Origin of the sequence: Rathayibacter sp. Leaf248, from assembly GCF_920939495.1 — a bacterium.
GTDB classification, from domain to species: domain Bacteria; phylum Actinomycetota; class Actinomycetes; order Actinomycetales; family Microbacteriaceae; genus Rathayibacter; species Rathayibacter caricis.
The window spans coordinates 215,872-234,906 of sequence record NZ_CAKLAV010000001.1; the positions used below are offsets into that span (position 1 = coordinate 215,872).

Genomic DNA, 19,035 nt, shown 5'->3' on the forward strand with positions numbered 1-19,035 from the left:
CCGGTGAGCGGGCGCAGGCTCAAGTACTCGGTCATCCTCGGGATCGTCCTGCTCGCGGCGCTCGAGTTGACCTCCTCGACGCAGCCGTGGTTCGCGCTGGAGCTCGCGGACGACTCCGGAGCGCTGGACGTCTCGGGCACCGTGGCCGCACCTGCGCTCTCGGCTCTCGCGCTGGCGGGACTCGCGCTGGCGGCCGCCCTCGCGATCGCCGGCCCCGCCTTCCGCATCGTGCTCGGACTCCTGCAGGTGCTGCTCGGCGGCTCCGTCGTGCTGGCGTCCACGACCGCGCTCGGCGACCCGGTGCGTGCCGGCTCGGCCGCAGTGACGGAGGCGACCGGCATCGCGGGCGAACGGTCGGTGGCGGCGCTCGTCGACTCCTGGAGCTCGACCGCCTGGCCCGTCCTCGCGGTGATCGCCGGCGCCCTGACCGCCCTGCTGGGCGTCCTGGTCCTCGCCACGGTCCGCCGCTGGCCGGACGCGCGGAAGAAGAAGCGCGTGTCGCGCTTCGAGCCCGCCGACGGCTACGGGCACGGCGCCTCGAGCGTCGAGACGGACGACGGCACGATCGATCCGGTCGTCTCCTGGGACGAGCTCTCCCGCGGCGACGACCCCACGTCCCGGCGCTGACAGGGAGCCCGCGACCCGCCTCCCCGGCGCGGGGGGCCTCGGGCGCGAACCGCTAGACTGCTGTGGTCCCGATGCCCGTCCAGGAGGAGAACCATGAGCACCGAGCACGACGAAGACAGCCACGGCCACTCGCCGGCCGCATGGACGGCCGTCGTCATCATGCTGGTCGGGTTCACCGTCGGCACGATCGCCTTCTGGTTCGACGTCCCGCTCGTCGTCTGGCTCTCCGCCGGTCTCGTGATCGTCGGCCTCCTCGTGGGCATGGGCATGGCCAAGGCCGGCTACGGAGTGAACGGCTCCAAGGCCAACCCGAAGGCGCGCGCCTAGGTGCTGACCGATCTGACCGCCGGCGCCCTGGCCGACGCGGCGACGCGCCGCGAGACCGTCCCCCTCGCCGAGGTCGAGCGGCGCGCAGCCCTGCGCGCTCCCGCGATCGACGCGCTGGCGGCGCTGGCTCCGGCCGAGCGCGTCCGCGTCATCGCCGAGGTCAAGCGCTCGAGCCCCTCGCGCGGCGCCCTCGCCGAGATCCCCGATCCCGCCGCCCTCGCCGCGCAGTACGAGCAGGGGGGAGCGAGCGCGATCAGCGTCCTCACCGAGCAGCGCCGCTTCAAGGGGTCGCTCGACGACCTCGAGGCGGTGCGCGCCCGGGTGTCGATCCCCGTCCTGCGCAAGGACTTCATCGCCGAGCCCTACCAGGTGCTCGAGGCGCGCGCCGCGGGGGCCGACCTCGTGCTGCTCATCGTCGCCGCCCTCGAGCAGAGCGTGCTGCGCGAGCTGCACGCGCTCGTCCTCGAGCTCGGCATGACCCCGCTCGTCGAGACCCACTCGGCCGACGAGCTCGAGCGCGCCTCCGACCTCGGCGCCCGCCTCATCGGCGTGAACGCCCGCGACCTGTCCACCTTCCAGCTCGACCGCGACCTCTTCGGCCGCCTCTCCGAGCGCTTCCCCGCCGACGCGGTGAAGGTCGCCGAATCGGCGGTCCTCTCCGCCGACGACGTGGCCCACTACAGGCGCTCCGGCGCCGACGTCGTCCTCGTCGGGGAGGCCCTCGTCACCGGCGGCGACCCCGTTTCCACCCTCGCCAGCTTCCTGGCGCACTGACACCGACTGGCGGTACTGCCATGGCCCTCCGAGACGAACTCGGCCCCTACTTCGGCGACTTCGGCGGTCGCTACGTCCCCGAATCCCTCGTGGAGGCGCTCGACGAGCTGAGCGCCGAGTACGAGCGCACCAAGGTCGACCCGGAGTTCCACGCGGAGCTCATGGAGCTGCACCGCAGCTACACCGGGCGCCCCTCGATCATCACCGAGGTGCCGCGCTTCGCCGCGCACGCGGGCGGTGCGCGCATCATCCTCAAGCGCGAGGACCTGAACCACACCGGCTCGCACAAGATCAACAACGTGCTCGGCCAGGCGCTGCTCACCAAGCGCATCGGCAAGTCGCGCGTCATCGCCGAGACCGGCGCGGGACAGCACGGCGTCGCCACCGCGACCGCCGCGGCCCTCTTCGGCCTCGACTGCGTCGTGTACATGGGCGAGGTCGACACCGAGCGCCAGGCGCTGAACGTCGCCCGCATGCGCCTCCTGGGCGCCGAGGTCGTCTCGGTGAAGACCGGCTCGCGCACCCTCAAGGACGCGATCAACGACGCCATGCGCGACTGGGTGACGAACGTCGAGACGACGAACTACATCTTCGGCACCGTCGCGGGCCCGCACCCGTTCCCGGCGCTCGTGCGCGACTTCCAGAAGATCATCGGCGAGGAGGCGCGCGAGCAGGTCCTCGAGCTGACCGGCTCGCTCCCCACGGCCGTCACGGCCTGCGTCGGCGGCGGCTCCAACGCCATGGGCATCTTCCACGCCTTCCTCGACGACCCCGAGGTCCGCCTCGTCGGCTTCGAGGCCGGCGGCGACGGGATCGACACCCCGCGCCACGCGGCCACGATCAGCAAGGGGCGTCCCGGCGTCCTGCACGGCGCGCGCAGCTTCCTCCTCCAGGACGAGGACGGGCAGACCGTCGAGTCGCACTCGATCTCGGCCGGTCTCGACTACCCGGGCGTGGGCCCGGAGCACGCCTGGCTAGCGAGCATCGGGCGCGCCGACTACCGCGCGGTCACCGACGGCGCCGCGATGGACGCGCTCAAGCTCCTCAGCCGCACCGAGGGCATCATCCCCGCGATCGAGTCCGCGCACGCCCTCGCCGGCACGCTCGAACTGGGTCGCGAGCTCGGCCCCGAGGCGACGATCCTCGTCAACCTCTCGGGACGCGGCGACAAGGACATGACCACGGCCGCGCACTACTTCGGCCTGATGGACCAGGGAGCGGTGCAGTCGTGAGCGGAGTGGGACCGAGCGTCGCCGAGACCGTCCGCCGCCGCAACACGGAGGCGGCGGGCGCCCTGATCGGCTACCTCCCGGTCGGCTTCCCCGACCTCGCGACGAGCATCGACGCCGCGGTCGCCATGGCCGAGAACGGCGTCGACGCGATCGAGCTGGGCCTGCCCTACTCCGACCCGGTGATGGACGGCCCGGTGATCCAGGAGGCGACCCAGACCGCGATCGCCGGCGGCTTTAAGCTGCGCCACGGCTTCGAGGCCGTGCGCGAGATCCGCGCCCGGGTCGACGTGCCTGTCCTCGTGATGACCTACTACAACCCCGTGCTGCAGTACGGGGTCGAGCGGTTCGCGACCGACCTCGCGGAAGCGGGCGGATCGGGCCTCATCACGCCCGACCTCATCCCGGACGAGGGCGCCGAGTGGATCGCCGTCTCCGAACGCCTCGGTCTCGACCGCGTCTTCCTCGCTGCCCCGTCCTCCACCGATGAGCGCCTGCGCCAGGCGGTCTCCTCGAGCCGCGGCTTCGTCTACGCGGTGTCCACCATGGGCATCACCGGCGCCCGCACCGACGTCGACACCGCCGCGCGCACGCTCGTCGACCGCCTGCGCAGCGCGGGCTCCGACAGCGCGTGCGTGGGCCTGGGCATCTCGACGGGGGAGCAGGTCGCCGAGATCCTCGCCTACGCCGACGGTGCGATCGTCGGGTCGGCGCTGGTCCGCGCGCTCGCCTCCGGGGGAGTCGACGCGGTGGCCGAGACGGCACGCGGTCTGGCAGCCGGAACGCGTCCGCGCGCCTGACGCCTCCCACTACAATCGGGATGCCCGTCGGGGCGCGACGTCGTCGTGCCCGGGGAGCCCCTCCGTTCGAAAGGTCGACGTACCGGTGTCCGTACCGCTGAGCATCCCGAGCCCGCCCGAGGCGTGGAGTCAGTACGACTTCACGCTCTTCGAGCGGACCTTCTCGATCCACACCTACGCGCTGTGCATCCTCGCCGGCATCGTGGTCGCCACGATCATGACGAACGCGCGCCTCAACCGCCGCGGTGCCGAGCCGTGGGTCGTGCTCGACATCATCATCTGGGCCGTCCCGCTCGGCATCGTCGGTGCTCGCGTTTACCACGTGCTCACCCACCCCGGCGACTACTTCTTCGAGGGCGCCGATCTGCTGCGCACCCTCTACATCTGGGAGGGCGGCAACGCCATCTTCGGCGGTCTGATCGGAGGCGCGGTCGGCGCCTGGATCGGCTGCCGCTGGACCGGGATCCGCTTCTGGACCTTCGCCGACGCCCTCGCGCCCGGCATGCTCGCCGCGCAGGCCCTCGGCCGCCTGGGCAACTGGTTCAACGTCGAGCTCTACGGACTCCCGACCACTCTGCCGTGGGGGCTCGAGGTCCCGTCCTCCAACCCCGCCTTCCCCGTCGGACTCCCCGCCGACACCCTGTTCCACCCCACGTTCCTCTACGAGATCCTCTGGAACGTCGTCGGCATCGGCGTCATCCTCGTCGCCGAGCGCCGCTTCCGGCTCCAGTGGGGCGACGTCTTCGGCGTCTACCTCGTCTGGTACGGCATCGGCCGCATCTGGTTCGAGTCGATCCGCATCGACCCGAGCGAGGTGTTCCTGGGGCTCCGCACCAACGTGTGGGCCGCCCTGATCGCCGTCGTGATCGGCCTCGCGATCGTCATCGTCCAGGGTCGCGAGCACACCGGCGACGAGCCGTCCCCGTACCGGCCCGGCAAGGAGTGGAAGCCCGAAGCGGCTGGGGTAGAATTCGAGGACGTCGAGTCCGACTCGCACGCACCCACCAGCACTGCTTCCGGCGACGACGCCGACACGAAGACGGTCTCCCGCACCTGACGGAGGCCGCGGAACTCCGCGGCCTCCCGTCCGATGCCCGACAACCGCACGATCGCACTCCACGGCTCAGCCACAAGCGCTGCCGCGTGTCGTCCGTGCGGTCACGCCGACGGCGCGTGACCCCCACGACACGGCCCTCCCGATCGGGGAGCCGACCCTCCATCACCACCCTGCGGGCCAGCGACGTCCCCATCCGCCACAACTCTCGTGAGGACGGTTCCTGACATGGCACCCGCCCAGCCCTCGCCCCGCGTCCCCGTCGTGCCGTTTCTCGGCACTCCGCCCGCCCAGGGGATGTACGACCCCAGCGCCGAGAAGGACGCGTGCGGACTCGCGATGGTCGCCACCATGCGCGGCACCGCCGGGCACGACATCATCGACGCCGCGCTCGACGCCCTGCGCAATCTCGAGCATCGCGGCGCGGTCGGCTCCGATGCGGGCACCGGCGACGGCGCCGGCATCATCACGCAGATCCCGGACGACTTCCTCCGCGCGGTCGCGACGTTCGAGCTGCCCCCGCTCGGGCAGTACGCCGTCGGCAACGCGTTCCTCCCGGTCGACGTCTTCGAGCGCGAGCGGGTGAAGTCGACGATCGCCGAGATCGCCCGCGAGGAGAACCTGACGGTCGTCGGCTGGCGCTCCGTCCCGGTGCAGCCGGACGAGATCGGCACGCTCGCGCGCGCCGCGATGCCCGCGATCGAGCAGCTCTACGTCCGGAGCGACCTGACCGACGAGACCGGCACGCCGTTCTCCTCCGTGCGCCTGGACCGGCTGACCTTCCGCCTCCGCAAGCGCGTCGAGCGCGAGCTCGAGGTGTACTTCATGTCGCTGTCGAGCCGCACGCTCGTCTACAAGGGCATGGTCACGACCCTCCAGCTGGAGCCGTTCTACCCCGACCTGCAGGACGAGCGCTTCACCTCGAAGCTCGCCCTCGTGCACTCGCGGTACTCGACGAACACGTTCCCGTCGTGGCCGCTCGCGCAGCCGTTCCGGATGATCGCGCACAACGGCGAGATCAACACCGTGCAGGGCAACCGCAACTGGATGCGCGCCCGCCAGTCCCAGCTGAAGAGCAAGGAGCTGGGCGACCTCTCGCCGCTGTTCCCGATCGTCTCTCCCGGCCGCAGCGACTCCGCCTCGTTCGACGAGACCGTGGAGCTCCTCAACCTCGCCGGCCGCTCGCTGCCGCACGCGATCATGATGATGGTGCCGGAGGCGTGGGAGAACCAGGCCACCGCGATCGACCAGAAGCGCCGTGCGTTCTACGAGTACCACTCGATGCTCATGGAGCCGTGGGACGGTCCCGCCGCGATCGTCTTCACCGACGGCGAGCTCGTCGGCGCCACGCTCGACCGCAACGGGCTGCGTCCGGGCCGCTACGTCGTCACCGACGACGGTCTCGTCGTGCTCGCGAGCGAGATCGGCGTGCTCGACATCGACCCCGCGAAGGTGGTCCGCAAGGGACGCCTGCAGCCCGGACGCATGTTCCTGGTCGACACGGAGCAGGGCCGCATCGTCGAGGACGAGGAGATCAAGGGCCAGCTCGCCGAGTCCGGCCCCTTCGAGGAGTGGCTCGACAAGGGCCGGATCAACCTCAAGGACCTGCCCGAGCGCGAGCACATCGTGCACACGCCGGCGTCCGTGAACCGCCGTCAGCGCACGTTCGGCTACACCGAGGAGGAGGTCCGCCTCCTCCTGCTGCCCATGGCGAAGGCCGGCGCCGAACCGCTCGGAGCGATGGGCTCGGACACGCCCGTCGCCGTGCTGTCCAAGCGCCCCCGACTGCTGTTCGACTACTTCACCCAGGCGTTCGCGCAGGTCACCAACCCGCCGCTCGACTCCATCCGCGAGGAGGTCGTCACGTCGTTGCGCCTCGGGCTCGGCCCGGAGCGCAACCTGCTGTCGGCCGGAGCCGAGCACGCCCGCCAGGTCGTCCTCGACTTCCCGGTGATCGACAACGACGAGCTGGCCAAGATCCAGCACATCGCGCCGCGTCCGCTCAGCCACATCACGACGACGATCCGCGGCCTCTACCGCGTCGATGCCGGGCCGCGCGCCATGCAGGACCGCATCGACGAGATGTGCAGCGAAGCCGACGAGGCGATCGCCGCCGGAGCGCAGTTCCTCGTGCTCTCGGACCGCGACTCCACGAAGGACCTCGCTCCGATCCCGTCGCTGCTGATGCTCGCCGCCGTGCACCACCACCTGATCCGCACCGAGAACCGGATGCGCGTCGGGCTGGTCGTGGAGGCCGGCGACGTCCGCGAGGTGCACCACGTCGCGACGCTGATCGGCTACGGCGCCTCCGCGGTCAACCCGTACCTCGCGATGGAGACCTGCGAGCAGCTCGTCCGCAGCGGCATGCTCTCGGACATCTCGCCCGAGAAGGCCGTGAAGAACGTGATCAAGGCGCTCGGCAAGGGCGTCCTCAAGATCATGTCCAAGATGGGCATCTCGACCGTGTCGAGCTACGCGGGAGCGCAGACCTTCGAGGCCGTCGGCCTCAGCCAGGCCTTCGTCGACCAGTACTTCACCGGCACCGTCTCGAAGCTCGGCGGCATCGGGATCGACGTCGTCGCCGAGGAGAACGCCGCGCGCCACCGCGCCGCGTACCCGGAGGACGGCGCGGTCGTCGCGCACGAGCGCCTGGCGGTCGGCGGCGAGTACCAGTGGCGCCGCGACGGTGCTCCGCACCTCTTCAACCCCGACACCGTCTTCCGCCTGCAGCACTCCACGCGCAACCGCCGCTACGACGTGTTCCGCGAGTACACGAAGATGGTCGACGACCAGGCGAGCTCGCTCATGACCCTGCGCGGCATGTTCACTCTCGACACCGAGGGCCGCACGCCGGTGCCGATCGACGAGGTCGAGCCGGTCGAGTCGATCGTCAAGCGCTTCTCGACGGGAGCGATGAGCTACGGCTCCATCTCGCCCGAGGCGCACGAGACGCTCGCGATCGCGATGAACCGCCTCGGCGCCAAGTCGAACACGGGCGAGGGCGGTGAGGACACGGAGCGACTGCTCGACCCCGAGCGCCGCTCCGCCATCAAGCAGGTCGCCTCCGGGCGCTTCGGCGTCACGAGCATGTACCTCACCCACGCCGACGACATCCAGATCAAGCTCGCCCAGGGCGCCAAGCCCGGCGAGGGCGGTCAGCTGCCGCCGACCAAGGTGTACCCGTGGATCGCGCGCACCCGTCACGCGACCGCCGGTGTCGGCCTCATCTCGCCGCCGCCGCACCACGACATCTACTCGATCGAGGACCTCAAGCAGCTGATCTTCGACCTCAAGCGCGCGAACCCCTCGGCCCGCATCCACGCCAAGCTGGTCAGCCAGTCCGGCATCGGCGCGGTCGCTGCGGGCACGGCGAAGGCCCTGGCCGACGTCATCCTGGTCTCGGGTCACGACGGCGGAACGGGCGCGAGCCCGGTCAACTCGCTCAAGCACGCGGGAACCCCGTGGGAGCTCGGCCTGGCCGAGACGCAGCAGACCCTCATGCTCAACGGCATGCGCGACCGCGTCGTGGTGCAGGTCGACGGACAGATGAAGACCGGACGCGACGTCGTGATCGGCGCGCTGCTGGGAGCGGAGGAGTTCGGCTTCGCCACCGCTCCGCTGATCGTCGAGGGCTGCATCATGATGCGCGTCTGCCACCTCGACACCTGCCCCGTCGGCGTCGCCACGCAGAACCCGGAGCTGCGCAAGCGCTTCTCGGGCAAGCCCGAGTTCGTCGTCAACTTCTTCGAGTTCATCGCCCAGGAGGTGCGCGAGTACCTCTCGCAGCTCGGCTACCGGAGCATCGACGAGATCGTCGGCCACCGCGAGCTGCTCGACGTCAACCAGGCGATCGAGCACTGGAAGGCGAGCGGTCTCGACCTCACGCCGATCCTGGTCGGCCCTGTCTTCACGGCCGAGGAGCCGCGCCGCCACGGACGCGCGCAGGAGCACGAGCTCGAGAAGCACTTCGACAACGAGCTCATCCGGCTCGCGGCGAACGTGCTCGACCACCGCGGCACCGTCGCGATCGAGCGCGAGATCAAGAACACCGAGCGCGCCGTCGGCACGATGCTCGGCCATGAGGTCACCGTCCGCTTCGGCGAGAACGGGCTTCCGGCCGACTCCATCGTCGTGTCGCTGCGCGGCTCGGCCGGGCAGTCGCTCGGCGCCTTCCTGCCCGCGGGCATCACCCTGCGGCTCGAGGGCGACTCGAACGACTACGTCGGCAAGGGTCTCTCGGGTGGTCAGATCGTGGTGCGGCCCGACCGCCGCAGCACCTTCGACGCGTCGACCAACGTGATCGCGGGCAACGTCATCGGCTACGGGGCGACCCAGGGCACGATGTTCATCCGCGGCATGGTCGGCGAGCGCTTCCTGGTCCGCAACTCCGGAGCGACCGCGGTCGTCGAGGGAGTGGGCGACCACGCTCTCGAGTACATGACCGGCGGACTCGCCGTGATCCTCGGCGAGACCGGGCGCAACCTCGGCGCCGGCATGTCCGGCGGCACGGCCTACGTGCACGGCCTGAAGCGCGAGCTCGTCAACCGCGACGCGCTCGCCTCCGGGGAGCTCACGCTCTCGGCGCTCGACAGCGCCGACGTCGAGATGCTCCGCGACCTGCTCGAGCGACACGTCGCCGAGACCGAGTCCACCCTGGCCCAGGGCATGCTCGACGATTTCGACGGAACCGTCTCGCGTTTCGTCAAGGTACTGCCCCGCGACTTCGCCGCGGTGCTCGCGACGCGCGCATCCGCTGTCGAAGAGGGGCTCGACCCCGACGGCGACGTCGTCTGGGGACGGATTCTGGAGGTGACCGGTGGCTGATCCCAAGGGGTTCCTGAAGGTGCAGGACCGGGAGCTGCCCAAGCGGCGCCCGGTGTCCGTGCGGCTGATGGACTGGAAAGAGGTGTACGAGCAGGGCGACTCCGCCGTGCTGCGTCGCCAGGCCGGACGCTGCATGGACTGCGGCATCCCGTTCTGCCACAAGGGCTGCCCGCTCGGGAACCTGATCCCGGAGTGGAACGACCTGATGTGGCGCGGCGAGGGCCGCCAGGCCATCGAGCGCCTGCACGCGACGAACAACTTCCCCGAGTTCACGGGCCGGCTCTGCCCGGCTCCGTGCGAGTCGTCCTGCGTGCTCGGCATCAACCAGCCCGCGGTCACGATCAAGCAGATCGAGGTCTCGATCATCGATCAGGCCTTCGGCAACGACTGGGTGCAGCCGCACCCGCCCGAGCGCCTCACCGGCAAGACCGTCGCGGTCGTCGGCTCCGGTCCCGCGGGCCTCGCGGCCGCGCAGCAGCTCACCCGCGCCGGGCACACCGTCGCGGTGTACGAGCGCGACGACCGCATCGGCGGCCTCCTGCGCTACGGCATCCCGGACTTCAAGATGGAGAAGAAGCACCTCGAGCTGCGACTGAACCAGATGAAGGCCGAGGGCACCCGCTTCCGCGCGGGCGTCGACATCGGCTCCGACATCACCTGGGACGACCTGCGGGCGCGCTACGACGCCGTGGTGGTCGCGACCGGCGCCCTCGTGCCGCGCGACCTGCCGATCCCGGGTCGCGACCTCTCGGGCGTGCACTTCGCCATGGAGTACCTCGTGCAGTCCAACCGCGTGCTCGCGGGGGACACCGTGTTCGAGCAGATCAGCGCCGAGGGCAAGCACGTCGTGGTCCTCGGCGGCGGCGACACCGGAGCCGACTGCATCGGCACGGCGCACCGTCAGAAGGCCGCCTCGGTCACCAACCTGGCGATCGGCAAGCAGCCGCCGTCGGAGCGTCCGGACAGCCAGCCCTGGCCGATGGACCCGACCGTGTTCGAGGTCTCGAGCGCCCACGAGGAGGGCGGCGAGCGGATGTTCCTCGCCTCCACCGTAGAGTTCCTCTCCAACGAGGTCGGCGAGGTCCGTGCCGTGCGCGTGGCCGAGACCGAGTACCTCGACGGCCGCCGCGTCCCCAAGAGCGGCACCGAGCGCGAGATCCCGGCCGACCTGGTCCTGCTGGCCCTGGGCTTCACCGGCCCGGAGTCGGACCGCCTCGCCGGTCAGCTGTCGGTCCCGTTCACGGACCGGGGCAACGTCGACCGCGGCGCGAACTTCGAGACGACCGCGCCCGGCGTGTTCGTCGCCGGAGACGCCGGTCGCGGCCAGTCCCTCATCGTGTGGGCGATCGCCGAGGGCCGCTCCGTCGCGGCCGAGGTCGACCGCTACCTCGAGGGCACCACGCAGCTCCCCGCGCCCGTCGGCCCGAACGACCGCGGCTTCACCCTCTAGTCCCGCCGAGGCGATAGTCTCGCGCTGGCAATCCCTGCTCACCCTCCCCGCTAACGACGCGCCTCCGGGCGCAGAACAACGGAGCACCCCCTCAATGAGACGAGCGAAAATCGTCGCCACCCTCGGCCCGGCAACGTCGTCGTACGAGACCATTCGTGCGATCATCGACGCCGGCGTGGACGTGGCCCGCATGAACCTCAGCCACGGCAGCTACGACGTCCACGAGGGCATCTACCGCATCGTCCGCAAGGCGGCCGACGACGCCGGCCGCGCAGTCGCGATCCTGGTCGACCTCCAGGGCCCGAAGATCCGCCTCGGCAAGTTCGAGGGCGGCCCGTACGCCCTCGCCGAGGGCGACGTCTTCACCATCACGACCGAGGACGTCCTGGGCACCAAGGAGCTCTCGGGCACCACGTTCAAGGGCCTGCCCGACGACGTGAACCCCGGCGACATGCTCCTCATCGACGACGGCAAGGTCGCGGTCCGCGTCACGGCCGTCGAGGGACCCCGCGTCGTCACCGAGGTCGTCGTCCCCGGCAACGTCTCGAACAACAAGGGCATCAACCTGCCCGGTGTCGCCGTGAACGTCCCCGCGCTGTCGCAGAAGGACGAGGACGACCTGCGCTGGGCGATCCGCCTGGGCGCCGACATCATCGCGCTCTCCTTCGTGCGCAACGCGAGCGACATCACCCGCGTGCACGAGATCATGGCGGAGGAGGGTCGCAAGGCCCCCGTCATCGCCAAGATCGAGAAGCCGCAGGCGGTCGACAACCTACAGGAGATCATCGACGTCTTCGACGGCATCATGGTCGCCCGCGGCGACCTCGGTGTCGAGCTGCCCCTGGAGGCGGTGCCGATCGTCCAGAAGCACGCCGTCGAGCTGGCCCGCCGCTGGGCCAAGCCCGTCATCGTCGCGACGCAGATGCTCGAGTCGATGATCGAGAGCCCCCGCCCCACCCGCGCCGAGGCGTCCGACGTTGCGAACGCGATCCTCGACGGCGCCGACGCGGTCATGCTCTCGGGCGAGACCAGCGTCGGGGCCTGGCCGGTCGTGACCGTTCAGACCATGGCGCGCATCGTCGAGTCGACCGAGGAGCACGGCCTCGAGCGGATCCCCCCGCTCGGCAGCAAGCCGCGCACTCAGGGCGGCTCGGTCACCCTCGCCGCCGCCGAGGTCGCCGAGTTCGTCGAGGCGAAGTTCCTCTGCGTGTTCACCGAGTCGGGCGACTCCGTGCGCCGCATGACCCGCCTACGCCACGGCATCCCGATCATCGGCTTCACCCCGGAGCCCGCCGTCCGCCGACGGATGGCGCTCAACTGGGGCGTCCAGTCCTTCGTCACGCCGCGCGTCAACCACACCGACGCGATGTTCGCGCAGGTCGACGCCGTGCTGCTCAACAAGGGCCTCGCGAAGCCCGGCGAGACGGTCGTCGTCGTCTCCGGCTCGCCCCCCGGACGCGCCGGCACCACCAACGACATGCGCGTGCACGTCGTCGGCTCCTCCAGCTCGGTCGAGCCGGTGGAGAACTGGGACCACTGAGTTCCTGAAGGGCCCGGTCGCTGTGCGACCGGGCCCTTCGACGTTCTCCTCGTTCCTCGTCGATCGTCGCGCGGTCGGCATTCGCATGGGGTCGCGCACCAGGGAGCGGGTCGCGTTCCGGGTACGACGATCCGCTCGCACGCGGATCGCCGGTGACCCTGGGAGGGGTGAGGGTGGTCGTCCGCGGCACTGCGGGACCAGGAGCCTGCGCACCCTTGCTGGTCGAGTAGCCGCGCAGCGGCGTATCGAGACCCACGTCCTCCCGGCTGGTCGATGAGCCGCGCTGCGCGTGGACCAGGGGCGGACGCCACCCTTGCTGGTCGAGTAGCCGCGCAGCGGCGTATCGAGACCCACGTCCTCCCGCTGTCGGACTCCGCTCACGCGGTCGTCCTGCTGATCTCGCCGCGCGAAGGGAACGGCTCGTCAGGCCGCAGCAGCTCCGGACCTCGGTCGTGGACGACTCCTGCGTGTCCGGAGCGCGGGCGGGGCCGCGCTAGCGTGGGCGCATGCGACTCGGCGTGCTCGACATCGGCTCCAACACGGTCCACCTGCTCCTCGTCGACGCTCATCCCGGAGCCCGCCCCGTCCCGTACCGCTCACACAAGCGCAGCCTCGCGCTGGTCGCCTACCTCGACGCTGCAGGGGACATCACCGAGGAGGGTCAGCGCGAGCTGATCTCGTTCGTCACGGAGGCGCGCGACGTCGCTCGCGAGCATCGCGCGGAGGACGTCCTCGCCTTCGCGACCTCGGCGATCCGCGAGGCGGGCAACGGCGCCGAGGTCCTCGCCCGCGTCCGCGAGGAGACCGGCGTGCACCTCCAGGAGCTCGGCGGAGAGGCCGAGGCGTCCGCCACCTTCCTGGCCGTCCGTCGCTGGTTCGGCTGGGGCGCGGGCTCGATCCTCGATCTCGACATCGGCGGCGGCTCCTTCGAGCTGTCGATGGGAGTGGACGAGGTGCCGGAGCTGGCCGTCTCGGTGCCGCTGGGCGCGGGGCGGGTGACGCGCGACCTGCTGCAGGGCGATCCTCCGTCGGCCGTGAGCGTCAAGGCCGCACGACGGCACGCGCGCGACCTGCTCGCCGATCCCGCCCGCGCGTTCCTCGCGCTGGGCCGTCCCGACCTGGTGGCCGGCACCTCGAAGACGTTCCGCTCGCTGGCGCGGATCACCGGCGCCGCTCCGAGCGCAGCGGGCCCCCTGGTGCGCCGCGAGCTGCACCTCGTCGACCTCCGGCTCTGGAGCTCGCGACTGGCGGCGATCAGCGCGGCCGACCGCTCCGCGCTGCCCGGCGTCTCCTCCCTCCGCGCGCCGCAGCTGCTCGCCGGCGCCCTGGTCGCCGAGGCGGCCATGGACGCGCTCGGCGTCGAGAAGCTCGTGATCTGCCCGTGGGCCACCCGCGAGGGGCTGATCATCCGCCGCTTCGAGCTCCTCGACGCGCAGCTGCAGCGCGAGGACCTTCAGCTGAGCGCGATGCTGTAGGAGAAGGCCCGCTGCGCGCCCGGTGCCAGCACGAACTGCCCGGGCTTGTCGACGATGTCGCCGTCCCAGCCCGCCGGCGTGGGGATGCTGCGCCAGGGCTCGATGCAGACGAACGGTGCGCCGACCGGCTTCCAGATGCCGACGACGTCGAAGTCGCCCGCGTCGACGGTGATCGAGCGGGCTCCATCGGCCTCGAGGGTCATCACGCGGCGCTTCGGAGTGTCGAAGATCACCGCGTCCTTCTCGAACCAGGCGTCGTCGACGACGAGGGCGCCGTCCTCGAGCGGCGAGGGGAAGCGCGGCTCGGCGAGCAGGTTCCCCGGCGCGCGGCGGAAGCCCTCGGGCTCCTCCTCGGCGAAGCGGATGCGGTGCTCGCCGTTCCCGCCGGGGAGCGGCAGCGCGAACGCGGGGTGGTTTCCCACCGACGCGCCTAGCGGACCGGTTCCGCGGTTCTCGACGGTCTGCGTGATCCGCAGCGTCGATCCGGTGACCGCGTAGGCGACGAGCAGGGTCCAGTCGAACGGGAAGACCTCGCGGGTCGCGGCGTCGCTGCGGAGCCGGAACACGGCCTCGTCGCCCGAGGCGCCCGCGAGCTCGAAGGACCGATCGCGGGCGAAGCCGTGCTGCCCCATCGGGTAGGAGACGCCGTCGTGGTGGAGGGTGTCGTCGGGCAGGCGGCCGATGATCGGGAACAGGACGGGCGCGTGCCGCCGCCACTCCGGGCCCGCCTGCCAGAGGTACTCGAGTCCTCCGGCATCGCGGAGCGACGTGAGCTCGGCTCCAGCCGTGGTGACGGAGACGCGGAGCTCATCGCTCCCGATCTCGAGGCGGACGGGGGTGGGGGAGTCGCTCGTGGTCATGCGCCGATTCTCCTCGCCGCAGCGGTCCTGCGGGGGACCGGCGAGCGTGTCGGAGGGCCGTGGGAGCATGGGGCCGTGCCTCCCGAACCGCTCCCGTCCGCCTGGCGCGCCCGTCTCGGCGAGCTCAGCGGCTCGGAGGAGCGGCCGGCCGTCGTGGCCGGGCCGCTCACTCCCATCGGGCTGCAGTTCGAGCTGCGCCGTCTCGTGCGACGCGCCGACGATCCGTGGCGGGCGCCGACGAGCGAGCGCGTCGGCGCGAAGGACTACGACCCCGCCGCCCGCGACGACCACCGGCTCGCCACGCGGCCCGTCGTCCCGGGGCGCGGCGGGGCCTGGAACCGCTCGACGCTCACCTGGAAGTCGCTGAACTTCCAGACGCACCGCCTCTCGCTCGATCCGGCCCACCAGCGCTGGTTCGCGGAGTTCGCCGCCCTGCACCGCGCGACGCGGACGGTGCACCTCGGGCAGGACCCCGACTGGATCCACCTCGACGACTACGAGAGCCCGCTGCTCTGGCGCCTGCTCGAGCAGGCCCCCGCCCTCGGGATCCCCCTCCTGGCGCCGGACCGCCGCGCGGTGCGCCTCGGCCCCGCTGCGCACATCGCCCTCCTCGCGACCGATCGGTCCGGAGCGCTCGAGCTGAGACCGGTCCTCCGCCTCGGCGAGGAGGACCGGCAGCTCGACGAGGTCCGACCGGTCGCGCGCCACGGCGTCTACCTCGTCGAGGGCGGGGATCCGTCCGCACTGCTCCTCGCGCCGGCCGCGGCTGCGCTGGAGGACGAGGAGTTGCGACTGCTCCGGCATCCGGAGGCGACGAGTGTGCCCGCGGAGGACGTCGACGAGTTCCTCCACGACCATCTTCCCGCTCTGAGGGGCCGGGTCGCCGTCCGGCCGAGCGGACCGGGCGTCGAGATCGACGAGCCGGAGCCGCCGAGGCTGGTCTGCACGGTGTCCTTCGAGCCCCGCCGCGCAGTGCGGGTGAGCTGGCGCTGGCGGCGCAGCGCCGATCGCTCGAGCGAGATCGACGGCGAGGGCACGGGGTTCCTCGAGGCGGCGATCCTGCGGCGCGCGACCGCCGTGCTCGCGGAGGCCGGGTCCCCGGTCGTCCCCGATCTCGAGGCCGGTGTCCTCCTGCGCGGAGCGGACGCCGCGGTGTTCGTCGTCGAGCACCTGCCGCGTCTCGAGGAGGTCGGCGGGGTGCGGGTGGAGCGCGAGGGCGTCCCGCCCGACTACCGCCTCCTGAACGGCGATCTCACCCTCACGGTGACCGCCGTCGACACCGCGGACGCCGACTGGTTCGACCTGGCCGTCGTCGTCAGGATCGGCGACGTGAGCGTGCCCTTCCTCCCACTGTTCCGCGCGCTCTCAGCCGGAGGCGACCGCATCCGGCTCGTCGACCACTCCTACCTCTCGCTCGCCCATCCGGGGCTCGATCGACTGCGCGAGCTGCTGAACCGCGCCGATCAGCTCGACGAGTGGGAGACGGGTCCGCGGCTCGGCCGGCACCAGACGGCGCTGTGGGAGGAGCTGGAGGAGCTCGCCGACGACAGCGTCGCCTCGGACGCGTGGCGGCAGGTCCTGCAGCAGGCGCTGGCGGCCGGGGTTCCGGGAGACGTCGCCGCTCCCGAGGGCCTCCGCGCCGAGCTCCGGCCTTACCAGCAGGAGGGGTACTCGTGGCTCGCCCATCGCCGACGGCACGGTCTCGGCGGGATCCTCGCCGACGACATGGGGCTCGGCAAGACCCTGCAGGCCCTCGCGATGATGCTGGAGGCGGTCGAGCAGGCGCGCGCGTCGGGGGAGCGGTGCGCGCCGTTCCTCGTGGTCGCTCCGACCTCGGTGGTGCCCGGGTGGGCCTCCGAGGCGGCGCGCTTCGCCCCCGGGCTGCGGGTGCACACGGTCTCGAGCGCGAGGACCGGTGTCGCGGGGATACCGGACGAGGCCGATCTCGTCGTCACGAGCTACGCCGTCCTGCGCCTGGCCGCGGAGGAGTGGGCCGGTCGGAGCTGGTCCGCCCTGGTCCTCGACGAGGCCCAGTTCGTCAAGAACCCCGCCTCGCAGACCCACCGGGCGGCTCGCTCGCTCGGCGCGCCGATCGTGCTCGCGCTGACCGGCACTCCGCTCGAGAACTCGCTCGACGAGCTCTGGGCGATCCTCGCGCTGACGGCGCCCGGCCTCCTGCCCCCGCTGCGCCGGTTCCAGGAGGAGTACACGCGGCCGATCCAGCACGCGGAAGCGCCGCTGGGCATCGCGTCGCCCGACCTGTCCGAGGGGCGGACCGTCTCGCAGGAGGAGGGAGCCCGCCGCCGGCTCGAGCGCCTCCGCCGACGCGTGCGCCCGTTCCTCCTGCGCCGGACGAAGGAGGCGGTCGCGCCCGAGCTGCCCGAGAAGCAGGAGCAGACGATCGAGGTGACCCTCGCTCCCGCGCACCGCGTGCTCTACGACGGCTATCTGCAGCGCGAGCGGAGGAAGCTGCTGGGCCTGGTCGAGGACCTCGACCGGCAGCGGTTCACCGTCTTCCGCTCGCTCACCCTCCTGCGGATGCTGGCGCTCGACGCCTCCCTGGTCGATCCCTCCTACCGGCACGTGCCCTCGGCCAAGCTCGACGCTCTGGTGGAGCAGCTCGACGACGTGCTGGCCGAGGGACGGCGCGCGCTCGTCTTCAGCACGTTCACCTCGTACCTGGAGCGGGCGGCGGAGCGACTGCGGGCGCGCGGGGTCCCGTTCGTGCAGCTCGACGGATCGACGCGCGACCGGGCCGGAGTCGTCGAGTCCTTCCGCTCCGGCGACGCGCCGGTGTTCCTCATCAGCCTGAAGGCGGGCGGCACCGGCCTCACCCTCACGGAGGCGGACCACGTCTTCATCCTCGACCCCTGGTGGAACCCGGCGGCCGAGGCCCAGGCCGTCGACCGGGCGCACCGCATCGGGCAGCAGCGCCGGGTCAACGTCTACCGTCTGGTCGCCCTCGACACGATCGAGGAGAAGATCGTGCGGCTGAAGGAGCGCAAGGCCCGCCTCGGCGCCGCCGTCCTGGACGACGGGGAGCTGTTCTCGCAGGCGCTGACGGCCGACGACGTGCGCGAGCTGCTGGCCGAGTAGCGAGGCGCGTTAGGCCGAAAGGGTGACAGACAGCCGCGGTACAGGGGGCGAGCGCACACTGGCCGGATGAGCCGCCGCCGCCCCCGTCCCCGCCCCGACTGGGTCGTCGCACTCGAGCAGGGCGAGGGCCCGGGACTCTTCGGTCCCGGCAGTGCGGTGTGGGCGGTCAACGGAGCGATGCCGACGATGATCGCCGGTGTCAGGGCGCTCCTGATGCAGACCCTGCACGCGGGCGCGATGGCCGGGGTCCACGACCATTCGACGTATCGCGAGGATCCGATGGGGCGTCTGGACAACACCGTCCGCTGGGTGCTGACGACGAGCTTCGGCGACCGCGCCGCCGCCACCGGGGCCGCCCGCTGGGTGACCGGCGTGCACGAGCGGATCACCGGGACCTACGAGGACGCGGCCGGCGCCGAGCGCCCCTACTCGGCGCAGGATCCGCACCTGCTGCTCTGGGTGCACGACGCCTTCACCGACGCCTTTCTCAGTACCCACGAGATCTGGGGTCGTCCGATTCCGGGCGGTCCCGACGCCTACGTGCGCGAGTGGGCGGAGTCGGGCCGCCTGCTCGGAGTGCCGAACCCGCCCGAGAGCGTCGTCGAGCTCCGGGAGCAGCTCGCGGGCTTCGCGGCGGAGCTCAAGCCGGACGAGCGGGTCCGCGAGGCGGTCGGGTTCCTCCGCGACATCCGCCTCCCCGGCGAGGCCGGCGTCGTCTACCCGCTGCTCTTCGCCGGTGCCGTCGCCTCCCTCCGTCCGGAGGTCCGCCGGCTGCTCGGGCTCCGCCGCCCCTGGTGGCCGGCGATCACGGCCAACCGGCTCCTGATGCGGGGCCTGGAGCTCCACCTCGGTCGTCTCTCGCCCAGCGAGCGGGCGGCGAGGACCCGACTCGGCCGACTCGAGGAGGCGCACCGCCGCTGACGGCAGCACCACGTGGTCCCCACTCCCGAACACCTGTCCGGGAAGTGGTAGACTGTCA

13 protein-coding genes are annotated in these 19,035 nt (G+C 71.7%); 12 read left to right on the forward strand and 1 reads right to left on the reverse strand.

Features of this window, described 5'->3' with window-relative positions; translation table 11 throughout:
• Window positions 1–3 precede the first annotated feature (3 nt).
• The 10 genes from LRG51_RS01085 (at window position 4) to LRG51_RS01130 (ending at window position 14,100) form a co-directional block, all read left to right on the forward strand.
• Window positions 4–627, forward strand: coding sequence for a Trp biosynthesis-associated membrane protein (locus LRG51_RS01085; RefSeq protein ID WP_055791851.1), 624 nt, complete (start codon window positions 4–6; stop codon window positions 625–627).
• Window positions 628–720: 93 nt separating this feature from the next.
• Entirely contained in the window at window positions 721–954 is a 234-nt protein-coding gene (locus LRG51_RS01090; RefSeq protein WP_055791855.1) for a DUF6704 family protein, read from the forward strand.
• A complete protein-coding gene (gene trpC / locus LRG51_RS01095) occupies window positions 955–1,728 on the forward strand; it encodes an indole-3-glycerol phosphate synthase TrpC (protein WP_055791857.1) in 774 nt (257 codons plus the stop codon).
• Between the two features lie 20 nt (window positions 1,729–1,748).
• Window positions 1,749–2,960: a tryptophan synthase subunit beta gene (gene trpB, locus LRG51_RS01100; RefSeq protein WP_055791860.1), complete on the forward strand. Its 1,212-nt coding sequence runs from the start codon at window positions 1,749–1,751 to the stop codon at window positions 2,958–2,960.
• Complete coding sequence (gene trpA, locus LRG51_RS01105; RefSeq protein WP_055791863.1) at window positions 2,957–3,757, forward strand: tryptophan synthase subunit alpha; 801 nt, start codon at window positions 2,957–2,959, stop codon at window positions 3,755–3,757. Before trpB ends, trpA begins: the two co-directional genes overlap by 4 nt.
• An 85-nt stretch (window positions 3,758–3,842) precedes the next feature.
• Window positions 3,843–4,814: a prolipoprotein diacylglyceryl transferase gene (gene lgt / locus LRG51_RS01110; RefSeq protein ID WP_230670495.1), complete on the forward strand. Its 972-nt coding sequence runs from the start codon at window positions 3,843–3,845 to the stop codon at window positions 4,812–4,814.
• Window positions 4,815–5,039: 225 nt separating this feature from the next.
• Window positions 5,040–9,635, forward strand: a complete 4,596-nt coding sequence (gene gltB / locus LRG51_RS01115; RefSeq protein WP_442966629.1) for a glutamate synthase large subunit — start codon at window positions 5,040–5,042, stop codon at window positions 9,633–9,635.
• The gene (locus LRG51_RS01120; RefSeq protein WP_230670498.1) at window positions 9,628–11,085 is read left to right on the forward strand and encodes a glutamate synthase subunit beta; all 1,458 of its coding nucleotides are present in this window, start codon (window positions 9,628–9,630) and stop codon (window positions 11,083–11,085) included. The genes gltB and LRG51_RS01120 overlap by 8 nt, the downstream gene beginning before the upstream one ends.
• 94 nt (window positions 11,086–11,179) lie before the next feature.
• A complete protein-coding gene (gene pyk, locus LRG51_RS01125; protein ID WP_055791872.1) occupies window positions 11,180–12,625 on the forward strand; it encodes a pyruvate kinase in 1,446 nt (481 codons plus the stop codon).
• Between the two features lie 506 nt (window positions 12,626–13,131).
• Window positions 13,132–14,100, forward strand: a complete 969-nt coding sequence (locus LRG51_RS01130) for a Ppx/GppA phosphatase family protein (RefSeq protein ID WP_055791875.1) — start codon at window positions 13,132–13,134, stop codon at window positions 14,098–14,100.
• Here the strand turns inward: LRG51_RS01130 and LRG51_RS01135 are convergent.
• A complete protein-coding gene (locus LRG51_RS01135) occupies window positions 14,079–14,960 on the reverse strand; it encodes an aldose 1-epimerase family protein (RefSeq protein WP_230670501.1) in 882 nt (293 codons plus the stop codon). The two genes, LRG51_RS01130 and LRG51_RS01135, sit on opposite strands and share 22 nt — an antisense overlap.
• 75 nt (window positions 14,961–15,035) lie before the next feature.
• On the opposite strand from LRG51_RS01135, the gene LRG51_RS01140 reads away from it, so the two are divergent.
• Both LRG51_RS01140 and LRG51_RS01145 read left to right on the forward strand, forming a co-directional pair.
• Window positions 15,036–18,056, forward strand: coding sequence for a DEAD/DEAH box helicase (locus tag LRG51_RS01140; RefSeq protein ID WP_230670504.1), 3,021 nt, complete (start codon window positions 15,036–15,038; stop codon window positions 18,054–18,056).
• A 66-nt stretch (window positions 18,057–18,122) separates the two neighbouring features.
• Window positions 18,123–18,977 carry an oxygenase MpaB family protein gene (locus LRG51_RS01145; protein ID WP_230670506.1) on the forward strand — a complete coding sequence of 285 codons (855 nt, stop codon included), beginning with the start codon at window positions 18,123–18,125 and terminating at the stop codon, window positions 18,975–18,977.
• The last annotated feature ends 58 nt before the right edge of the window (window positions 18,978–19,035 follow it).

Bases quoted from the DNA above. Each gene is read 5' to 3' on its own strand.
- trpB (WP_055791860.1), top strand. From the start codon at position 1,749: ATGGCCCTCCGAGACGAACTCGGCCCCTACTTCGGCGACTTCGGCGGT.
- LRG51_RS01135 (WP_230670501.1), bottom strand. From the start codon at position 14,960: ATGACCACGAGCGACTCCCCCACCCCCGTCCGCCTCGAGATCGGGAGC.
- pyk (WP_055791872.1), top strand. From the start codon at position 11,180: ATGAGACGAGCGAAAATCGTCGCCACCCTCGGCCCGGCAACGTCGTCG.
- LRG51_RS01130 (WP_055791875.1), top strand. From the start codon at position 13,132: ATGCGACTCGGCGTGCTCGACATCGGCTCCAACACGGTCCACCTGCTC.
- LRG51_RS01090 (WP_055791855.1), top strand. From the start codon at position 721: ATGAGCACCGAGCACGACGAAGACAGCCACGGCCACTCGCCGGCCGCA.
- gltB (WP_442966629.1), top strand. From the start codon at position 5,040: ATGGCACCCGCCCAGCCCTCGCCCCGCGTCCCCGTCGTGCCGTTTCTC.
- LRG51_RS01145 (WP_230670506.1), top strand. From the start codon at position 18,123: ATGAGCCGCCGCCGCCCCCGTCCCCGCCCCGACTGGGTCGTCGCACTC.